We start from the raw sequence: 17,972 nt of genomic DNA, 5'->3' as shown, positions 1-17,972 counted from the left end.
CGGAGATAGAGCAAAAATGTCGCGCAGCTATCCCATTATATCGATCACTGGTTCGTCGGGCGCTGGCACCACCTCGGTGAAAAAGACGTTCGAGAACATTTTCCGTCGCGAGAAAGTCGCCGCCGCCTATATCGAGGGCGATGCGTTTCATCGCTACAACCGCGTCGAGATGCGCACGAAGATGCTGGAGGAAGGCGAGAAGGGCAACAAGCATTTCAGCCACTTCAGCCCGGAAACCAACCTGTTCGAGGAGCTGGAGAAAGTCTTCCGCGACTACGGCGAATCCGGCACCGGCACCGCCCGTCATTACGTGCACGACGAGGACGAAGCCAAATTATACGGGGTGGCACCGGGGACCTTTACCGAATGGGGCCCGCTGCCGGAAAAGTCCGACCTGCTATTTTACGAAGGTCTGCATGGCGCTGTGGTGACCGACAAGGTCAATATCGCCCAGCATGCTGACCTCAAGGTCGGCGTCGTTCCCGTCATCAATCTGGAGTGGATCCAGAAGCTGCATCGCGACCGCAAGGATCGCGGTTACACGCAGGAAGCCGTCACCGACACCATCCTGCGGCGGATGCCGGACTATGTGAACTACATCTGCCCGCAATTTGCCGAGACCGACATCAACTTCCAGCGTGTGCCGACGGTCGATACCTCGAACCCCTTCATCGCGCGGTGGATCCCGACGCCGGATGAATCGATGGTGGTGATCCGGTTGAAGAATCCGCGCGGCATCGATTTCCCCTATCTGCTGTCGATGATCCCCAACAGCTTCATGTCGCGCGCCAACTCGATCGTGATTCACGGCTCGAAACTGGATCTGGCGATGCAGCTCATCCTCACCCCGCTGATCCTGCAATTGATGGAACGCAAAAGGCGCACGGTATGAATATTCAGAGTCCCGCTCCCCAGATGGATCAAGCGACCGTTCCGCACGCGGATATGGCGAATGCGATTCGCTTTCTCGCGATCGACGCGGTGGAAAAGGCGAAGTCGGGCCATCCCGGCATGCCGATGGGTATGGCCGACGCGGCGACAGTGCTGTTCTCACGCTTCCTCAAATTCGATGCCGCCGATCCGGCCTGGCCAGACCGCGACCGCTTCATCTTGTCCGCCGGCCACGGCTCGATGTTGCTCTACGCGCTGCTGCATCTGACCGGATCGGCGGAGGTGACGCTCGATCAGTTGCAGTCGTTCCGGCAATGGGGCTCGAAGACACCCGGCCATCCCGAATACGGCCACACCGCGGGCGTCGAGACAACCACCGGCCCGCTCGGCCAGGGTATCGCCACAGCGGTCGGCATGGCCTTGGCCGAACGCCTGATGAATGCTCGTTTCGGCGACGGTCTCGTCGATCACTACACTTACGTGATCGCCGGCGACGGCTGCTTGATGGAGGGGCTCAGCCACGAGGCGATCTCGCTGGCGGGACATCTGCGGCTCAATCGTCTGATCGTGCTGTTCGACGATAACCAGATATCGATCGACGGCGCGACCTCGCTGTCGTGTTCGGACGATCAGCTTGCGCGCTTCGCTGCATCGGGATGGTCGGCCAGCCGCGTCAACGGCCATGATCCCGAGGCCGTGGCCGCGGCCATTGCACGGGCGCGCGACAACGACCGCCCATCGCTGATCGCGTGCCGCACGGTGATTGGCTTCGGCGCGCCAAATCGGCAAGGTAGTGAGAAGGCGCATGGCGCGCCGCTGGGTGCGGACGAGATCGCGAAGACGCGCGACGCGCTGCACTGGCCACACGCACCGTTCCACGTTCCCGATGCGGTGGCGGGACAGTGGCGCGCGGTCGGCGCGCGCGGACAGACGGCGCATGCGGAATGGGCGGGGCGCGTTGCGCGTCTGGACGGCGCTGTGCGGGACTACTTCCAGGCCGCGCTGAAGGGCCAGCTTTCCGGCGGATACGACAATGCGCTGGCCAAGATTAGCGCCCACTTCTTGCAGGAGCGGCCGAAGATCGCCACCCGGCAGGCCTCGCAACTCGTCATCGATGTCATTGCCGATGTCCTGCCGAATCTGCTCGGCGGATCGGCTGACCTCACCCATTCGAACCTCACGCGCGCCAGGATGCAGGCGCCGATCCAGCACGATGCCTTCGACGGCAGCTACGTTCATTACGGCGTGCGCGAGCACGCCATGGCGGCAGCGATGAACGGCGTTGCTTTGCATGGGGGCCTCATTCCCTATGGCGGCACCTTCCTGTGCTTTGCCGATTACAGCCGCCCCGCGATCCGACTGGCCGCGTTGATGGGCATCCGCGTCATTCACGTGATGACGCATGACTCGATCGGGCTTGGCGAGGACGGCCCGACCCATCAGCCGGTCGAGCACCTGGCTTCCCTGCGCGCGATTCCAAATCTGCTGGTGTTCCGTCCCGGCGACGCCGTCGAGACCGCCGAGGCCTGGGATTGCGCGTTGCGGACGCCCCATGCGCCGTCGGTGCTCTGCCTGTCGCGTCAGGCGCTGCCTGTGTTCCGCGATGGCATCGATTCCACTAACCGGGTCGCGCGCGGTGCCTATGCCGTCATCGAGCCGGAAGGTGGCCGCGACGTCACCCTGATCGCGACCGGCTCCGAAGTGTCGATTGCGATTGTTGCGGCAAAGCTGCTTGCCGATGACGGCATCCGCGCCGCGGTGGTGTCGGCGCCGTGTTTCGATCTGTTCCGGCAACAGCCCGGCGACTATCGGGCGGCAATTCTCGGCAGTGCTCCGCGCGTCGGTGTCGAGGCCGCGATCGAAGGCGATTGGGCGCGCTGGCTTGGCGATGGCGGTGAGTTCGTCGGCATGACCGGATTCGGCGCCTCGGCGCCTGCGGATGATCTGTATCGCGAATTCGGTATCACCGCCGCGGCGGTCGCAACGGCGGCGATGCGCTGCATTGCCCGCTCGCGCATCGCTGCCGCCGAATGAGTTGTTCGGGACAAGACAACGGAATGGAGGACCTATGGCACGCATTACACTGAGGCAACTGCTCGATCACGCCGCCGAACATGGCTACGGCGTGCCGGCCTTCAACATCAACAACATGGAGCAGGGCCTAGCGATCATGGAGGCCGCCGCCGAGGTCGATGCGCCGGTCATCATCCAGGCCTCGCGCGGCGCGCGCTCCTACGCCAACGACTTCATGCTGGCGAGGATGATCGATGCGCTGGAAGAGATGCATCCGCAGATCCCGCTGTGCCTGCACCAGGACCACGGCAACGAAGAGTCCACCTGCGCCACCGCGCTACAGCACGGCTTTACCTCGGTCATGATGGACGGCTCGCTGAAGGCCGACGCCAAGACTGCTGCTGACTACGATTATAATGTCGACATCACGCGTCGCGTGGTCGATATCGCGCACTGGATCGGCGCCTCTGTCGAAGGCGAACTCGGCGTACTCGGTTCATTGGAGCATGGCGGTGGCGAGCAGGAGGACGGCCACGGTGTCGAGGGCAAGGTCAGCCACGACCAGTTGCTCACCGATCCGGATCAAGCGGTCGATTTCGTCCGTGCCACCAAGGTTGACGCGCTGGCGATCGCGATGGGGACTTCGCACGGCGCCTACAAGTTCTCGCGCAAGCCGGACGGCGACATTCTCGCCATGACGGTCGTCGAAGAAATTCACCGCCGGCTGCCGAATACGCATCTGGTGATGCACGGATCGTCATCAGTGCCGCAGCCTCTGCAGGATATCTTCAATCAATTTGGCGGCGAGATGCCGCAGACTTGGGGCGTGCCGGTCGAGGAAATTGTGCGCGGCATCAAACACGGCGTCCGCAAGGTCAATATCGACACCGACTGCCGCCTCGCAATGACCTCTGCCTTCCGGAAGGTTGCCGCGCAAACCAGAGGCGAATTCGATCCGCGAAAATTCCTGAAACCGGCGATGGACGCGATGCGCGACCTCTGCCGCGAACGCTTCGAACAATTCGGCACCGCGGGTCACGCCGCACAGATCAAGGTGATTCCGCTGGCCGAAATGGCGAAGCGTTATCGCAGTGGCGCGCTCGACCCGAAGATCGGCAACATCGCGCAAGCTGCCGAGTGAACAGACCTTATTCCATCCGGTGACGCCGGATCCAAACGAGGAGGCCAACATGAATGAACATGCTTCGATCACGATCCGCGGCAAGGATCGCTACAAGTCCGGCGTCATGGAATACAAGAAGATGGGCTATTGGGAGCCCGATTATGTACCCAAGGACACCGACATCATCGCATTGTTCCGGGTGACGCCGCAGGACGGCGTCGATCCGATCGAGGCTTCGGCAGCAGTGGCCGGCGAATCCTCGACCGCGACCTGGACCGTGGTGTGGACCGACCGCCTCACGGCTGCGGAAAAATACCGCGCCAAGTGTTTTCGGGTCGATCCGGTGCCGAATTCGCCCGGCCAGTACTTTGCCTATATCGCCTACGATCTCGACCTGTTCGAGAACGGCTCGATCGCCAACCTATCGGCCTCGATCATTGGCAACGTGTTCGGCTTCAAGCCGCTGAAGGCTCTGCGGTTGGAAGACATGCGGCTTCCGGTCGCCTACGTGAAGACGTTCCAGGGCCCGGCCACCGGCATCGTGGTCGAGCGAGAGCGTATGGATAAGTTCGGCCGCCCACTGCTTGGCGCGACTGTGAAGCCGAAGTTGGGTCTGTCCGGTCGTAACTACGGCCGCGTCGTCTATGAGGCGCTGAAGGGCGGGCTCGACTTCACCAAGGACGACGAGAACATCAACTCGCAGCCCTTCATGCATTGGCGCGAACGTTTTCTCTATTGCATGGAGGCGGTCAACAAGGCGCAGGCGGCGTCCGGCGAGATCAAGGGCACATATCTCAACGTCACCGCCGGTACCATGGAGGACATGTACGAACGCGCCGAATTCGCCAAGCAGCTCGGTTCCGTCATCATCATGATCGACCTCGTCATCGGCTACACTGCGATCCAGTCGATGGCGAAATGGGCGCGCAAGAACGACATGATCCTGCATCTGCACCGCGCGGGACACTCGACCTATACGCGGCAGCGCAATCACGGCGTCTCGTTCCGCGTCATCGCCAAATGGATGCGGCTCGCCGGCGTCGATCACATCCATGCCGGGACGGTCGTCGGCAAGCTCGAAGGCGATCCGGCTACGACGCGCGGCTATTACGACATCTGCCGCGAAGACTACAATCCGATGCGGCTCGAACACGGCGTGTTCTTCGAGCAGAACTGGGCCAGCCTCAACAAGATGATGCCGGTCGCATCGGGCGGAATCCATGCCGGCCAGATGCATCAGTTGCTCGATCACCTCGGCGAAGACGTCATCCTGCAATTCGGTGGCGGCACCATCGGCCATCCGATGGGTATCCAGGCCGGCGCCACCGCCAACCGCGTCGCGTTGGAAGCGATGATCCTCGCTCGCAACGAAGGCCGCGACTACCTGCATGAAGGCGAGGAGATTCTTGCCAAGGCGGCGATGACCTGCACACCGCTGAAGGCGGCGCTCGAGACATGGAAGAACGTCACCTTCAATTATGAATCCACTGACATGCCCGACTACGCCCCCACCGCCAGCGTCTCGCTGTAAGGAGTACGATCATGCGCATTACCCAGGGCTGCTTCTCGTTCCTGCCCGATCTCACTGATGAACAGATTTCAAAACAGGTGCAGTATTGCCTCGCCAATGGCTGGGCCGTGAACATCGAATTCACCGACGATCCGCATCCCCGCAACAATTTCTGGGAAATGTGGGGCCTGCCGATGTTCGATCTGCGCGACGCCGCTGGCGTGCTGATGGAACTGACCGAATGCCGCAAGGTGTATGGCGATCGCTACATCCGGCTGTCGGCGTTCGACTCGAGCCATGGCTGGGAATCGGTGCGGCTCTCCTTCATCGTCAACCGTCCGAAGGAAGAGCCAGGCTTCCGGCTCGAGCGGCATGAAATGGAAGGCCGCAACATCCGCTATACGACCAAATCCTATGCCGTCGATCGACCCGAAGGCCAACGCTACGGTGGGTCGTGAACACGCTGACGGTGGTTGATAGCGCCGGCGACGTGTCGCCCACGACGCAGGTCGATCTGCGCCGTGAGTTCGACGAGGTCGGCATCGGCGAGGTGCTCGATCAGCTCGATCGTGAATTGATCGGGCTGAAGCCGGTGAAAACGCGGATTCGCGAGATTGCTTCGCTGCTGCTGATTGAACGCATCCGCAAGCGCATGGACTTGGCGTCGGGCAACCCGACGCTGCACATGTCGTTCACCGGCAATCCTGGCACCGGCAAGACTACGGTGGCGCTGCGCATCGCCAGCATCCTGCATAAACTGGGTTTCGTGCGGCGAGGGCAGGTAGTGTCGGTGACGCGCGACGAACTGGTTGGGCAATATATCGGCCATACCGCGCCGAAGACGAAGGAGATCCTGAAGAAGGCGATGGGCGGCGTGTTGTTCATTGACGAGGCCTATTACTTGCATCGGCCTGATAATGAGCGCGATTACGGCCAGGAAGCGATCGAGATCCTGCTGCAGGTGATGGAATCGCAGCGCGAGGATCTGGTGGTGATCCTCGCCGGCTATGGCGACCGCATGGACAAGTTCTTCGGCAGCAATCCCGGTTTCCGCTCGCGCATCGCCCACCACATCGATTTCCCCGACTATGCCGACGACGAATTGCTCGCCATTTCCGAATTGATGCTCGGGGATATGAACTACAAATTTAGCGCCGATGCGCGCGCAGCGTTCGTCCGCTACATCGCGCTGCGCAAGACCCAGTCGCTGTTCTCCAACGCCCGTTCGATCCGCAACGCGCTCGACCGCATGCGACTGCGCCAGGCCAATCGGCTTGTCGCCGATCTCGACCGCGTGCTGAGCGTCGATGACATCATGTCACTGGAGGCTTCGGATGTGCTCGCGAGCCGAGTGTTCTCGAACGGTTCTGGTGGGTAATGGTACCCGACCGAACATGCTGCGAATTGGTCGAGGTCTATCTTTTGTGACCCTCGGTCTTCCTAGCAGCACGGCTCAAACGAAAACACCAACAGATTTCTGCGCCAATGTCTTCCGCGTGGCACTGATCTGTCCCTGCATAGCCAGACCAGGCTCAGCGCAATAGCATGGCAGCTCAATGAAACGCCGTGAAAGAGACATAGCTCTATCAAACCCCAGCTGAGAAGTTTGCAGAATGTGTTGCAGCGATTTTCGAGGAAGGCAAGATCGACCTAAGGGAGAGCCGGCGACATTCTGAGCGACACGGTGGTGGCAACGAGCATCTCGTTTCGCGAGACCAGATCGGGAGGGGATTTCGCGCCCCACAATGCGTCGATGCAGCAGTTGGTGATTACTCTAGAGGTATGCTCGCATTCAATACTGCGACTGGCACGATCCTCACAATAATGACAGATAACGTTGTGACCGCATCAACTATTCTCCTGGCGATGTCGGCAGGACTAATCGCACCAAAAATGCTTTTCGACAGCGCGGTTAGCATGTTGCTCAAGGAGAGAAGCGGCCGTTGATTGCTGGCGCGATATCAACTGGATACTTATGCTGGCTAGAGCGCTTTAGTGACGGATTCTGGCGCAAAGCGGACGCTTCGGTCATCGATGCATAATTTGTTTGAGGAATGCACGGGTTCGATCCTGTTTCGGATCCGAAAAAAAACCGGCCGGCGGGCCTTCTTCGATGATCCGGCCGGCGTCCATGAACACCACGCGGTCGGCGACCGTGCGTGCGAAGCCCATCTCGTGGGTGACGCAGACCATGGTCATCCCTTCGCGGGCGAGGCCGACCATGACGTCGAGTACCTCCTGGATCATTTCCGGATCAAGCGCGGAGGTAGGCTCGTCGAATAGCATGATCTGCGGTTTCATGCACAGCGCACGCGCGATGGCGACGCGCTGCTGCTGGCCGCCGGAGAGCTGGCTCGGATATTTATCGGCCTGTTCGGAGATCCGTACGCGCTCAAGAAAATAGCGCGCGACCTCGTCGGCTTCCTGCCTCGTTGCGCCGCGGATCTTGCGTGGCGCGATGGTGAGGTTCTGCAGCACGGTCAGATGCGGAAACAGGTTGAACTGCTGGAATACCATGCCGACATCGCGGCGGACCACGTCGACATTGCGCGTCGAGTGATCCAGCTCGACGCCATTGACCATGATGCGGCCGTCGCGATGTTCTTCCAACCGGTTAATGCAACGGATCATGGTCGACTTGCCGGACCCCGAAGGCCCGCAGATCACGACGCGCTCGCCGCGCGCCACCGTGAAGTCGATGCCCTTGAGCACCTGGACGTCGCCATACCATTTGGTGACGCCGGACATCTGGATGATCGGCGCGGATGTATCCGCAGGCGCTTGCTCCATGGTGCTCTCCGAAACGTTACTCATGACGCCATCCAGCCGCCATCGACGAGAATGTTTTCGCCCGTCATGAAAGTTGCCTCGTCTGAGGCCAGAAATAGCGCTGCATTGGCGACGTCGTCGGGACGGCCCAGCCGCGGCATCGGCGTGCGGCTGGTGGAGTAGTCCATCCAGCGCGGCTCCGCGGCGCGGCCTGGTTTGCCGGTGACGATCTTGCCGGGCGCGACTGCATTGCAGATGATGTGATCCTTCGCGTAGTCCGCCGCGATCTGCCGCGTCATGTAGACGACCCCGGATTTGGAGGTGCCATAGGCGATGTCTTCCGGGCAGGCGATCATGCCGTGTTGCGAGGAGATGTTGACGAGGCGGCCGCGGGTCTCATTGCGAATATCCTGCGTCAGCATCTGGTTGACGGCGGCGCGCGACATCAGGAATACGCCAGTGAGATTGACCGCCAGCGTCCTGTCCCATTCGGCGAGGCTGGTGTCGGTCAGACGCTTGCCGGTGCCGATGGCGGCGTCGTTGACGAGCACGTCGAGGCGGCCGTAGCGCGCAACGGTCTGTTGGACGGCGCGGACGGTGTCGTCCTCCGAGGCGACGTCGATCTGGATGAAATCGACCTCATAACCGTCTGCACGCAGCAGCTCCAATGTCGGAGTGCCGCCTTCGCGCACGTCCATGGTGAGATCCGCGAGCATGAGCTTCGCGCCCTCGGCAGCAAACCGGCGGGCGATGGCGCGGCCGATGCCCGAGGAGGCGCCGGTGATCAGAACCGACTTTCCAGCCAGACGTTTGCTCAAGCGGGTTCTCCTGCCTGCGGCAACCAGCCGAGATAGTCGCGCGCCGCATCTTCCAGATGATACTGAGGCGTGAAGCCGGCATCCGCGGCCAGTCGCGCAATGTTCAGCGGCGCACGGTCCTTCGGCAGGCCGTAGATCACGTTGCCCTCCGCCTCGATCTCCGCCATCCGCCAGCGGAATCCGGGCATGTGCGTCGCTATGATCTCGCACCATTGTGGCAGATCGGACAGCACACCGCCGCTGACGTGATAGGTGTGGTGCTTCAGCGCGTCGGAGGCGCTCACCCTCGCGACGCCGAGGGCAGCGTCACGGGAATAGATCCAATCGCCGGCCATGCTGCGCGGGAGAATCGCTTCACGGCCGTCGAAGGCCATACGGAGCACCTGATAATGCGGGCTCAGCGCATCGCGGACACCGGTCTGCAACTCCCATGGGCCAAAGACCGGCCCGAGCCGAATCACGCGCACATCGAGCTTGTGGAGGTCGGCGATCCGCAGCGCCGCCTGTTCCGATGCAAGCTTTGTGATGCCGTAGAGCGCGGCTGGCGCCGGCGGCGACAAATCCTCCTCGAACAGGCCCGACGCGGCCGGTTGCGAGAAGCCGTACACTGCGACCGAACTGAGCACGGTGACGCGCTTGATGGCGGCCCGCAATGTTACGCGTTCGAGCAGATTGACGGTGCCGCCGATATTGACGTCGACGATCTGGCGCGCAGCGTCATGCTCGCGCTGGGCATTCGGCGTCATCGCGGCGGTGTGGATCACGCGGTCGATGCCGGCCGTGTTCAACGCGCGGTCGACGTCGTCGGCGCTTGTGACATCGCCGGTGACCAGCGTAGCGCCGGCAAGCTCGGCGCGCATCAGCATGTCGTGGCCGGGGGCTGAGAGGTCGAACAAGATAACGGTCTCGCCGTCGGCGATCAGGCGTTCGGCGAGCGCGAGCCCGATGAAACCGCTGCCGCCGGTGATCAGTGTGGCCATGTCAGCGGGCTTTCAGTGCTTGCCGCTCCAGCCGCGCCACCCAGCGCGCGAACGGATACAGGATGACGAAGAAGATCACGGCGGCGGCCATCAGCGGCGTCGGGTTGTAGGTCTGCTCCTGGGCGACGCGGGCTGAGCGCAGCAGTTCAGGCAGCGCGACCAAGGCGGCAATTGGTGTCGCCTTGACGAGTTCCAGCGAATTGCTGGCGAGCGGCGCCAGCACGTTGCGGATCGCCTGCGGCAGCACGATGGAGAACACCACATGCAGCGGCTTGAAACCGAGCGCCCGGGCAGCCTCGGTCTGGCCGTGGGGCACGGACAGGATGCCGGCGCGGAAGATCTCGCCATAGTAGCCGGAATTGTTGAGAACGATGGCCAGCACCGCCGCGGTGAAGCTGCCGAGCGTCAGGCCGAGAAACGGCATGCCGTAGAAGATCAGGATCAGCAGTACCACCACGGGAAACGATCTGAACAGGTCGATATAAATCAGCAGCGCGATATTCACCCAGCGGTTCTTGAAGCTGTACAGCACGGCGATGGCGAGGCCGGCGAGAATGCCGAGCGGCAGCGCCACCACCGCGAGCCAGACTGTATAGAGCAGCCCCTGCAGCAGCAGCGGATAGACCCGCAATAGCGACTCCCAGTTGGCGAAATTGTCCAGGAAATCCTGCATGCGATCCGCTCAACGCCCCGTGCTGGTACGATATTCGATCCACCGGCTGGCGATCACCAGCGGCAGGAAGAAGGTGAGGTAGAACGCCGCGGCCAGCGTCAGCGGTGAGGGATTGGCGACCAGCGCCATCACGCTCTGCGCCTGTCCTAGCGTTTCCGGGAGCGATACGGCGGTGCCGAGCGCAGTACCCTTGCTGATGGAGATGGCGCGGTTGGTCAGAAGCGGAATCGCGAGGCGAACGGCCTGCGGCAGGATGATCGTGATCAGCGTCCGTAGCCGGCTGAAGCCGAGCGCGCTCGCGGCATCCCATTGCCCGCGCGGCAGTGCCATGATCGCGGACCAGAAGATCTCGGTGGAAAAGGCCGACAGCACCATGCCGAGCGCCAGCACAGTGGTTGCGAAGGGGGACAGCGTCGGGCCCAGATAAGGCAGGCCAAAATAGATGAAGACGATCACGACCAGCTGCGGCAGCGTGCGCAGCACGTCGACATAAGCGGTGATGATGAAATTGACGGGACGCAGGTTGGCGCAGCGCAGCAGTGCCAGCAACAGGCCGAACAGCGTGCCGCAGAAAATAATCAAAAGCGATACGATGACCGTCGTGCGAAAGCCCGCGAGCACCTGGGGGAAGGCGCCCGCGATGACTTCTGTATTGAAGTAGTATTCGACTATCCGCTCCATCGGGTGTCCATCAACCGCGGTCGGACCGGCTCGGGCCGGTCCGGTGTTCGCAGCTATCTTGTCAGAGCAAGCGTGCTACTTGCACGCCGGAACGTGCGAGGTGGGCTCGAAACCCTTGAAGCCGGGAGGACCATAGCCGAAATACACAGTGTCGATGGCCGAGCCGGCATCGGGCGTTGCGCCATACCATTTCTCGTGCAGCTTGCGCAGGCGGCCGTCCAACTTCATGCATTCGATGACTGCCTCGACCTTGTTGCGATACTCAGTATCTTCCAGGCGGAATGCATAGGCGAAGTTTCGCCCGTTGAAGTCCTTGAAACCGACCTTGATCGCCTTGTTCTGGCTGGCGGCATAGACGGTCGTCGGGATCTCATTTAGCGCTGTGAAGGCGCGGCGCGTCAGCACGGCCTGTACCGTGTCGGGGAATACATCGTAGCGCTGCACTTCGAAGCCGTATTTCTCGGCATTGGTGGTGGCCCAGGTATCCGAGATGGTGCCGCGGTTGACGGCGACGGCCTTGCCCTTGAGATCCTCGAAGCCCTTCATCTCGTCGGCGGCGCGGACGATGAAGCCGTTGCCGGTGGAGAATAGCGGCTCGGTATAGAGCATGCGCTCGGAGCGTTCGGCAGTGAGGTTGAGCGGGTTGACGAGGAATTCGGCGCGCTTGGCGAACAGCGCCGCGAATAGGCCGGAGAAATTGATGTCGACGATCTCGACCTTCGGGCGGCCGAGATCTTTACCGATCTCGTTGATCAGGTCCGCACCGAAACCCTCGGGGCCGTTGGGGCCGCGCACCATCCATGGCGCGACGCCGAAGTCGGACGCGACCACCATCGGTTTGTCGGAGGGATGATCGGCTTCCTGCGCGCTGGCGCCGCCGGCGAATGCCGCAGTCGACAGCATCAGCGCGAACATCCAATGCGTGGGTTTCAGTTTCATGGGAACGTCCTTTCGGGTGCGGATGTGGTGGAGATCAGGGCGTGGGGGGATGAGTGGCCTGCCAGTGACGGGCGATGTCGCCGCGCCGGCAGACCCAGGTGTTGTCGTGCTTGGCGACGTGATCGAGGAAGCGCTGCAGGCCGGCGGCGCGGCCGGGATGGCCGATCAGGCGGGTGTGCAGTCCGACCGACATCATCTTCGGCGCGGTGGCGCCTTCCGCGTAGAGCATGTCGAAGGCGTCGCGCAGATAGACGAAGAAATCATCCGCCGTTGCCATCGCGCCGCGGCTGAACTTTGCGTCGTTGTTGGCAAGGCCGTAAGGCACCACGAGATGCGGCTTGCCGAGCACACGTGTCCAGTACGGCAATTCGTCGTTATAGGCGTCGGAGTCGTAGAGGAAACCGCCTTCCTCGACCACGAGGCGCCGCGTGTTCACGCTCGGCCCATAGCGACAATACCAGCCGAGCGGACGCTCGCCGGTGGTGCGCGTGAGGCTCTCGACGGTCTTGCGTATGCGCTCGCGTTCGTCGGCCTCGGACAGCAACGGATGCCGCTCCCAGCGCCAGCCATGGGCGCAGACGTCGTAGCCATATTCCTGAATGGCGGCGCAGGCCTCGTTGTTGCGTTCCAACGCCAGCGCGCAGCCCATGACGGTGGCGATCATGCCGCGCTCGGACAGAAGGCGCAGCACGCGCCAGAAGCCTATGCGGCTGCCATATTCGAACATCGACTCGGCGGCGAGGTCGCGGCCCTCGAAGCCGCCACCGCCACCTTCGGTCAGGGCTGCTTCGGTGACGCCGTCGCCATCGGCGAACGACGGCTCGGAGCCTTCTTCGTAGTTGATGCAGAAGTTGAGTGCGATTCTTGCTGCGCCCGGCCATTGCGGATGCGGGGGGGTGCGGCCGTAGCCGACGAAGTCGCGGGTGAGGTGATCATCATGCGGCATCGTTGCGATCCCTATGCGCTCTGCGGCATCACGGCGCGAACGTCGCCAGCGATATCGACGAACACGTCGTCGTCCTGCCGGCCGGTCATGCCCATGGCGACAGCGAATTCCATGGCCGCGCCGAGAACGGTCATGGGATGATGCCAGACATTCCGGGCGAAGGTGATGCTTTGATGCGCTCCGGCGATGAAGCACCGCAGGGTGGCCACATCAGGCAGGCCATCCGGGCCGGCATCGCACACGATCGCCAGGTATTGGCTGCTGCCGAGCGGGATGAAGGTCTGGGCGGAGAACGGATGACGCTCCAGCGTCGTGATTGGCAGGGGCAGACTGCCGAGCCTGGCGGCGCTGCTGATCCAGAAGGAAAAGGTGGCGGCGTCCTCGGTGCGATCGTCCGATGTCGGAAGATAGCGCCGGCGCACGTCGATCGGTCGCTCGGCTACATCGCCGAAGGCGGCAAAGGCTGCTGGGGACAGCGATTCGGCCGCGACGGTGTGGGAAGCAATGTGGTTTGGCGTCATTCAGGCGGGACATCTGGTTGGTCGGTCTGCTGCGAAGCGGTCTGATATTCCACTGGTATACCAGTGAACCGCCCATGCTGATTTCAGTCAAGCTGCGAAGCCCGGGAAGCTGCGTCAAATTTGGACGGAGTCCGACAAAATTGCGGGCAGCTGCAGAATTTTCGGACATGCACCCGCAGGGATTCTGCCTGATCTCGACCTAGCCGTGAGGCTCGGGCAGGAAGATCCCGAACCGTTCGAGCAATCCCTGCCGCACATTAGTGAGATGCAGGATCATCGCCTGACGGGCTGCGGCGGCATCACGATCGATGATGGCATCGATAATCGCCAGATGCTCGCGGGTGGCGGGCAGCAGCCGGCCAGGCTGGCGCTCTACATTGCACATCCGGATCTTCTGCCGGATTTCTCCAATCAGCTTCTCAAGCGAGCGATTGCCGCAATGCCGCGCGATCTGGTCATGAATTTCATCGTCGAGGGTCCAGTGAACCGTCCCGGACACTGTCGACGCAGCAATGATCTTCTCCAGCGCAGCCCTGATCGGTGCAAGGATATCCAGCGCGATGCGGGTCGCCGCAATGAACGTCGCTTCGCTCTCCAGCACCATGCGGAGATGGACCAATTCGAGCAATTCCGCCATCTCGATTGTGCGAACCACCACAGTGCCGTTGGACAATTGCTCGAGCCTGCCTTCACCCAGCAACCGGCTGATGCCAGCCCGCAGCGGTGTCCGCGAGACTTTCAGCCGCAGTGCAAGCCGGCGCTCTTCAATCACCTCGCCGGGCTGCAGCTGTCGCGACTCGATCAGGTTGTGCAGCTTCAAATAGGTTGCGTCTGTTATGCTGCCATTGGTTCTTGCCGGGCGTTTGCTGGTTGATTTCTTTGCTTTGTTGACAGAGGGCACGGACGTTGCTTTCGACGATTGGATAGAAATGCCGCCATATCGGTAGACGTACGGTACGTTCTCGCCGCTGGCCGAGCCGAAGCTCTGGATGAGCCATCCATTCTCAATTGGTGTCACCTTTTATGCAAGACTTCGCGAAATTCCGCTGTCTTTGGATCTCCACATGACCGCTTCTGGCGCAAAGCGACGTCCGACTGCTGCTGCTGCGATGTCTCACAAGGATGCAAAATCCGGAGGGGCGATCTCGTTGATCCGGTGGCACGCGACGAAGTGCTCGTCATTAGCCTGTCCTCATGGAGCCCGACGATCAGGTTGCGCATACGCGGCGATATCTCCTCCTCTCGGTTCTTCAGAATCTCAGATAGTGAGGCGCGCAAGGCGCGCGAGCTAGTTCGTACGGCAGCGCCTTGTTCGGTCAGGAAGGCCCGAATCTGGCTGATGGTCGCTATCCAGCGCGAGACCAATCGGGAATGAATCCGATGACAGGCTTGATTCTGGCGCATGCAAATCATGCCTGGCGCGTCGGCGCTTGAGCGAGCTGAAGCAGTTCGGCCGCAGACGTTCCGATACGTCGGTCATCAGTGTCCACGCGTAGTCCTCGATCTGGAGAACGGACCTGACTTCGTCGTCCCAGCCGCAGAGCACAATCTCCATCTGCGAAAACCCGCCGTTGTCGGCGGCAAACGCTGCTGCTGCTGCTTCCACCGACTCGGCGATGTCCGTCGTGCTACCTGCAAGGATGTCCCTGATCACGACTGTGATCAGCCCGCGACCGCCGGCGGCACCTTTCATGACGAGGTGAGCTTCCGGAGCTTGATGGCGTTCGAACCTGCGCCCCAACTGCATTTGTTCAGCGAATTTTTCCAATGGATGATCATCATTGTTACAGGCATGAGCGAGGATCGTGCCGTCGACGCGCGGCCTCACATCATCTTTTTGCCAGTAGGTGTCCGGCAGCCAGGCGGTTTCGATCTCCCGCTGCGCATTTGTGAGCGCCCATGCCTGATCCAGCAGGAAGGATTCCGGCAGATTGGGGTGGCTGCAGGTGAGGCGCCGCCAGATGTCGAGCAGCGCTTCGGCGCGCTCGGTCTGATGGAAGAACAGCGCGCCAGTATTCATCACGCCATTCGGGCGACGGTTGACTGCGAAGTCACAGCCCAGCGCGTGCGGAAGCAGCGGAAGATTGGCGAGCCGCGCCTGAGCGTCGATCCAGAACACCGGGCGGCATGCCTGGCTCCACTGCTCGATGATGAAATCGACTTTCGACATGCCTTGCCGGGCATTGCCGGTGTCCGGTGATAACCGCGTTACGATGTGACCGAGGCCCAGCCGCTTCAGATCTACGGTAAGGCCGACATCCTCGGCCCGAGTGGCTGAGCTCTCGAATGACGAGAGGAAAAGCGTATCCTGCTTTCGATATAATCCGGTTGGCACCGCGAGCGGTTTGACGCCGCCCCACCACACCTGATGCGGTGCATCCGCGCCCTCGGCGCCAAGTGACCCGTATGCGTGTAGTTTCGACTTCAGGCCGTCGAAGGCTGGGTTCTCACCAACGAGCAAAATGACGATTGCATTCTCGTGCAGGGATTCGATCAGCGCCTGAACGCGCACAGCATGCGTCGCTTCGAACACAATGACCGCAGCGCCAGGCTGGGATACGGCACTGACGCCATCCCAGTCGACAATGCCATGGCACCGGCTCGTTACCTGACGTAAGCGTGCACGTTGAAGCGCGCCCAGTCGCGGGGCGCGCGCATGCTGCCGGAGGATATCGTCCAAGCTATCGTTCATCGCCGCTGTCTCGTTCGTTTGAATGCTTTGACTGATACGAACGAGTCGACGTCGTCAGGCGGATATCTCTGCGATGCGTCGGCACAATATGCTTCTATATGTTTCAGCTCGGTGCGGTTTGTTTCTACTGTGTGTATCTTCATTGCGCGTGCACGTTGGATGCACGCGGTCAATGTTCTGAAACAAAAAAGATCGCGATGCGCCGCAGATGAGCGCCGCATGCAAGCGTTTTTTCTTTTTCCGACGACGCAGTCCGCTATTTTCAAATTGCGATTCGGCAAGAATTTCCCAGTGAAGGTGTGACGTTGCCCACTGCCGGATCTATCGCTGCAAAGTAGCCAGCATCGGTCTTCGATTGCTGAGTGATGTCGTATCGCTGCAGGTGTTGTCGTTGTGTGCGTAAGAATTCTTTGCATCACTCGCCGCAGTCGATGCGATTTCTCGAGATGCTTTGATGAGTCGTTCCCATCAGGCCCGACGTGGCCGTAACAGCCAGTGTAGAAATTTCTGCCTAGTTCTAGGCAGCTTTTTCCCATCAAGTATTTGTAAAATAAGCAAAATTCATCGCCTGATCGTCGCGCGTCACCCGTTCAAGAGTGAGAGGTCGACCAGAACGACCGTTTGTCGGCGGAGAAATGGGAGAAGGGCATGACGTACGCGCTCCAGATTGCAGACGCTGTCGAAACAATGCCGGTGCAGCTTGAAGCTGCGGAGGATTCTCTGATGCTCGACGCGTGCGAGCCCGCGGGCGATAGTGACGAAGAGCTGCTGGACAGATTAGCCGCAAATGACGAGATGGCATTCAGATGTCTTGTCGAGCGTCATATCGATCGTGCGTTTGGCGTTGCGCTTCGGCTTCTCGGCAGTCGCGCCGATGCCGAGGATGTGGTGCAGGACACGATGCTGAAGGTCTGGACGCATCGCGGGCAATGGGAGCACGGCCGCGCAAAATTCTCGACGTGGCTCTACCGCGTTGTCACCAATCGCTGCATCGACCTGCATCGTCGGCCACGTACCGACAATGTCGATGCCGTGCCGGAGCCAGCCGACATCAAGCCCGATGCGTTCAGCACGATGCAGCGCGATGAGGTGGCGAAATTGCTGGAGACGGCGATGCAACGTCTGCCTGAGCAGCAACGTGTCGCAGTGATCCTGTCCTACCATGAAAACATGTGCAATGGCGACATCGCCGAAGTCATGAACACGACTGTGTCCGCGGTCGAGTCGCTGCTCAAGCGCGGGCGGCAGCAGCTGCGCGAAATCTTGCGCCGCCACGAGCCGGACATCCTGCACTCGTTAAGCGATTGCTAACCATAAATATCCGGTCTCGAAATAAACCGCGCCTGAATTGTGAGGGCCATTCCGTTTAGCGAATGGACGGGGGCTGGCCTGCGTCCAGAGGTCCCCGATCGGTCC

At 61.3% G+C, this 17,972-nt stretch carries 17 protein-coding genes and 1 pseudogene; 8 read left to right on the top strand and 10 right to left on the bottom strand.

Going from position 1 to position 17,972, the window contains the following annotated elements; translation table 11 throughout:
- Positions 1-16: 16 nt before the first annotated feature.
- The 7 genes and pseudogenes from AB7828_RS17740 to AB7828_RS17710 all read left to right on the top strand — a co-directional run.
- Positions 17-892, top strand: a complete 876-nt coding sequence (locus tag AB7828_RS17740; RefSeq protein WP_441230764.1) for a phosphoribulokinase — start codon at positions 17-19, stop codon at positions 890-892.
- Positions 889-2,925 (top strand): transketolase, encoded by a 2,037-nt coding sequence (gene tkt / locus AB7828_RS17735; RefSeq protein ID WP_441230763.1) that lies wholly within the window; start codon positions 889-891, stop codon positions 2,923-2,925. The genes AB7828_RS17740 and tkt overlap by 4 nt, the downstream gene beginning before the upstream one ends.
- 34 nt (positions 2,926-2,959) lie before the next feature.
- The gene (gene fba / locus AB7828_RS17730; RefSeq protein ID WP_184511863.1) at positions 2,960-4,045 is read left to right on the top strand and encodes a class II fructose-bisphosphate aldolase; all 1,086 of its coding nucleotides are present in this window, start codon (positions 2,960-2,962) and stop codon (positions 4,043-4,045) included.
- Between the two features lie 49 nt (positions 4,046-4,094).
- Positions 4,095-5,558, top strand: a complete 1,464-nt coding sequence (locus tag AB7828_RS17725; RefSeq protein WP_089266271.1) for a form I ribulose bisphosphate carboxylase large subunit — start codon at positions 4,095-4,097, stop codon at positions 5,556-5,558.
- Positions 5,559-5,569: 11 nt separating this feature from the next.
- A complete protein-coding gene (locus AB7828_RS17720) occupies positions 5,570-5,995 on the top strand; it encodes a ribulose bisphosphate carboxylase small subunit (RefSeq protein ID WP_115033522.1) in 426 nt (141 codons plus the stop codon).
- Positions 5,996-6,000: 5 nt separating this feature from the next.
- The gene (cbbX, locus tag AB7828_RS17715; protein ID WP_441232262.1) at positions 6,001-6,915 is read left to right on the top strand and encodes a CbbX protein; all 915 of its coding nucleotides are present in this window, start codon (positions 6,001-6,003) and stop codon (positions 6,913-6,915) included.
- Positions 6,916-6,957: 42 nt separating this feature from the next.
- Positions 6,958-7,118, top strand: a pseudogene (locus AB7828_RS17710) (IS30 family transposase); the annotation flags it as partial.
- Positions 7,119-7,565: 447 nt separating this feature from the next.
- Here the strand turns inward: AB7828_RS17710 and AB7828_RS17705 are convergent.
- The 10 genes from AB7828_RS17705 to AB7828_RS17660 form a co-directional block, all read right to left on the bottom strand.
- Positions 7,566-8,351 carry an amino acid ABC transporter ATP-binding protein gene (locus AB7828_RS17705; protein WP_199712029.1) on the bottom strand — a complete coding sequence of 262 codons (786 nt, stop codon included), beginning with the start codon at positions 8,349-8,351 and terminating at the stop codon, positions 7,566-7,568.
- Entirely contained in the window at positions 8,348-9,124 is a 777-nt protein-coding gene (locus AB7828_RS17700; RefSeq protein WP_441230762.1) for an SDR family NAD(P)-dependent oxidoreductase, read from the bottom strand. The genes AB7828_RS17705 and AB7828_RS17700 overlap by 4 nt, the downstream gene beginning before the upstream one ends.
- Positions 9,121-10,104, bottom strand: a complete 984-nt coding sequence (locus AB7828_RS17695) for an NAD-dependent epimerase/dehydratase family protein (protein WP_441230761.1) — start codon at positions 10,102-10,104, stop codon at positions 9,121-9,123. Before AB7828_RS17695 ends, AB7828_RS17700 begins: the two co-directional genes overlap by 4 nt.
- 1 nt (position 10,105) lies before the next feature.
- Positions 10,106-10,777, bottom strand: a complete 672-nt coding sequence (locus AB7828_RS17690) for an amino acid ABC transporter permease (RefSeq protein WP_231077840.1) — start codon at positions 10,775-10,777, stop codon at positions 10,106-10,108.
- Positions 10,778-10,786: 9 nt separating this feature from the next.
- Positions 10,787-11,458, bottom strand: a complete 672-nt coding sequence (locus AB7828_RS17685; RefSeq protein ID WP_441230760.1) for an amino acid ABC transporter permease — start codon at positions 11,456-11,458, stop codon at positions 10,787-10,789.
- Between the two features lie 75 nt (positions 11,459-11,533).
- Entirely contained in the window at positions 11,534-12,397 is an 864-nt protein-coding gene (locus tag AB7828_RS17680) for a substrate-binding periplasmic protein (RefSeq protein ID WP_231077838.1), read from the bottom strand.
- 34 nt (positions 12,398-12,431) lie between these two features.
- Complete coding sequence (locus tag AB7828_RS17675) at positions 12,432-13,343, bottom strand: allantoinase PuuE (RefSeq protein WP_231077837.1); 912 nt, start codon at positions 13,341-13,343, stop codon at positions 12,432-12,434.
- 11 nt (positions 13,344-13,354) lie between these two features.
- Positions 13,355-13,864, bottom strand: a complete 510-nt coding sequence (locus AB7828_RS17670; protein WP_439062522.1) for an ureidoglycolate lyase — start codon at positions 13,862-13,864, stop codon at positions 13,355-13,357.
- Between the two features lie 199 nt (positions 13,865-14,063).
- Positions 14,064-14,684 (bottom strand): GntR family transcriptional regulator, encoded by a 621-nt coding sequence (locus tag AB7828_RS17665; protein WP_439062523.1) that lies wholly within the window; start codon positions 14,682-14,684, stop codon positions 14,064-14,066.
- A 468-nt stretch (positions 14,685-15,152) separates the two neighbouring features.
- Positions 15,153-16,556: a hypothetical protein gene (locus tag AB7828_RS17660; RefSeq protein ID WP_441230759.1), complete on the bottom strand. Its 1,404-nt coding sequence runs from the start codon at positions 16,554-16,556 to the stop codon at positions 15,153-15,155.
- 648 nt (positions 16,557-17,204) lie between these two features.
- Here AB7828_RS17660 and AB7828_RS17655 point away from each other — a divergent pair.
- Positions 17,205-17,867, top strand: a complete 663-nt coding sequence (locus AB7828_RS17655; protein ID WP_231078494.1) for an RNA polymerase sigma factor — start codon at positions 17,205-17,207, stop codon at positions 17,865-17,867.
- Positions 17,868-17,972 lie beyond the last annotated feature (105 nt).

The organism is Tardiphaga sp. 215_C5_N2_1 (genome assembly GCF_052076055.1).
Classification (GTDB): domain Bacteria; phylum Pseudomonadota; class Alphaproteobacteria; order Rhizobiales; family Xanthobacteraceae; genus Tardiphaga; species Tardiphaga robiniae.
This window is presented reverse-complemented; position numbering and strand designations above follow the sequence as displayed.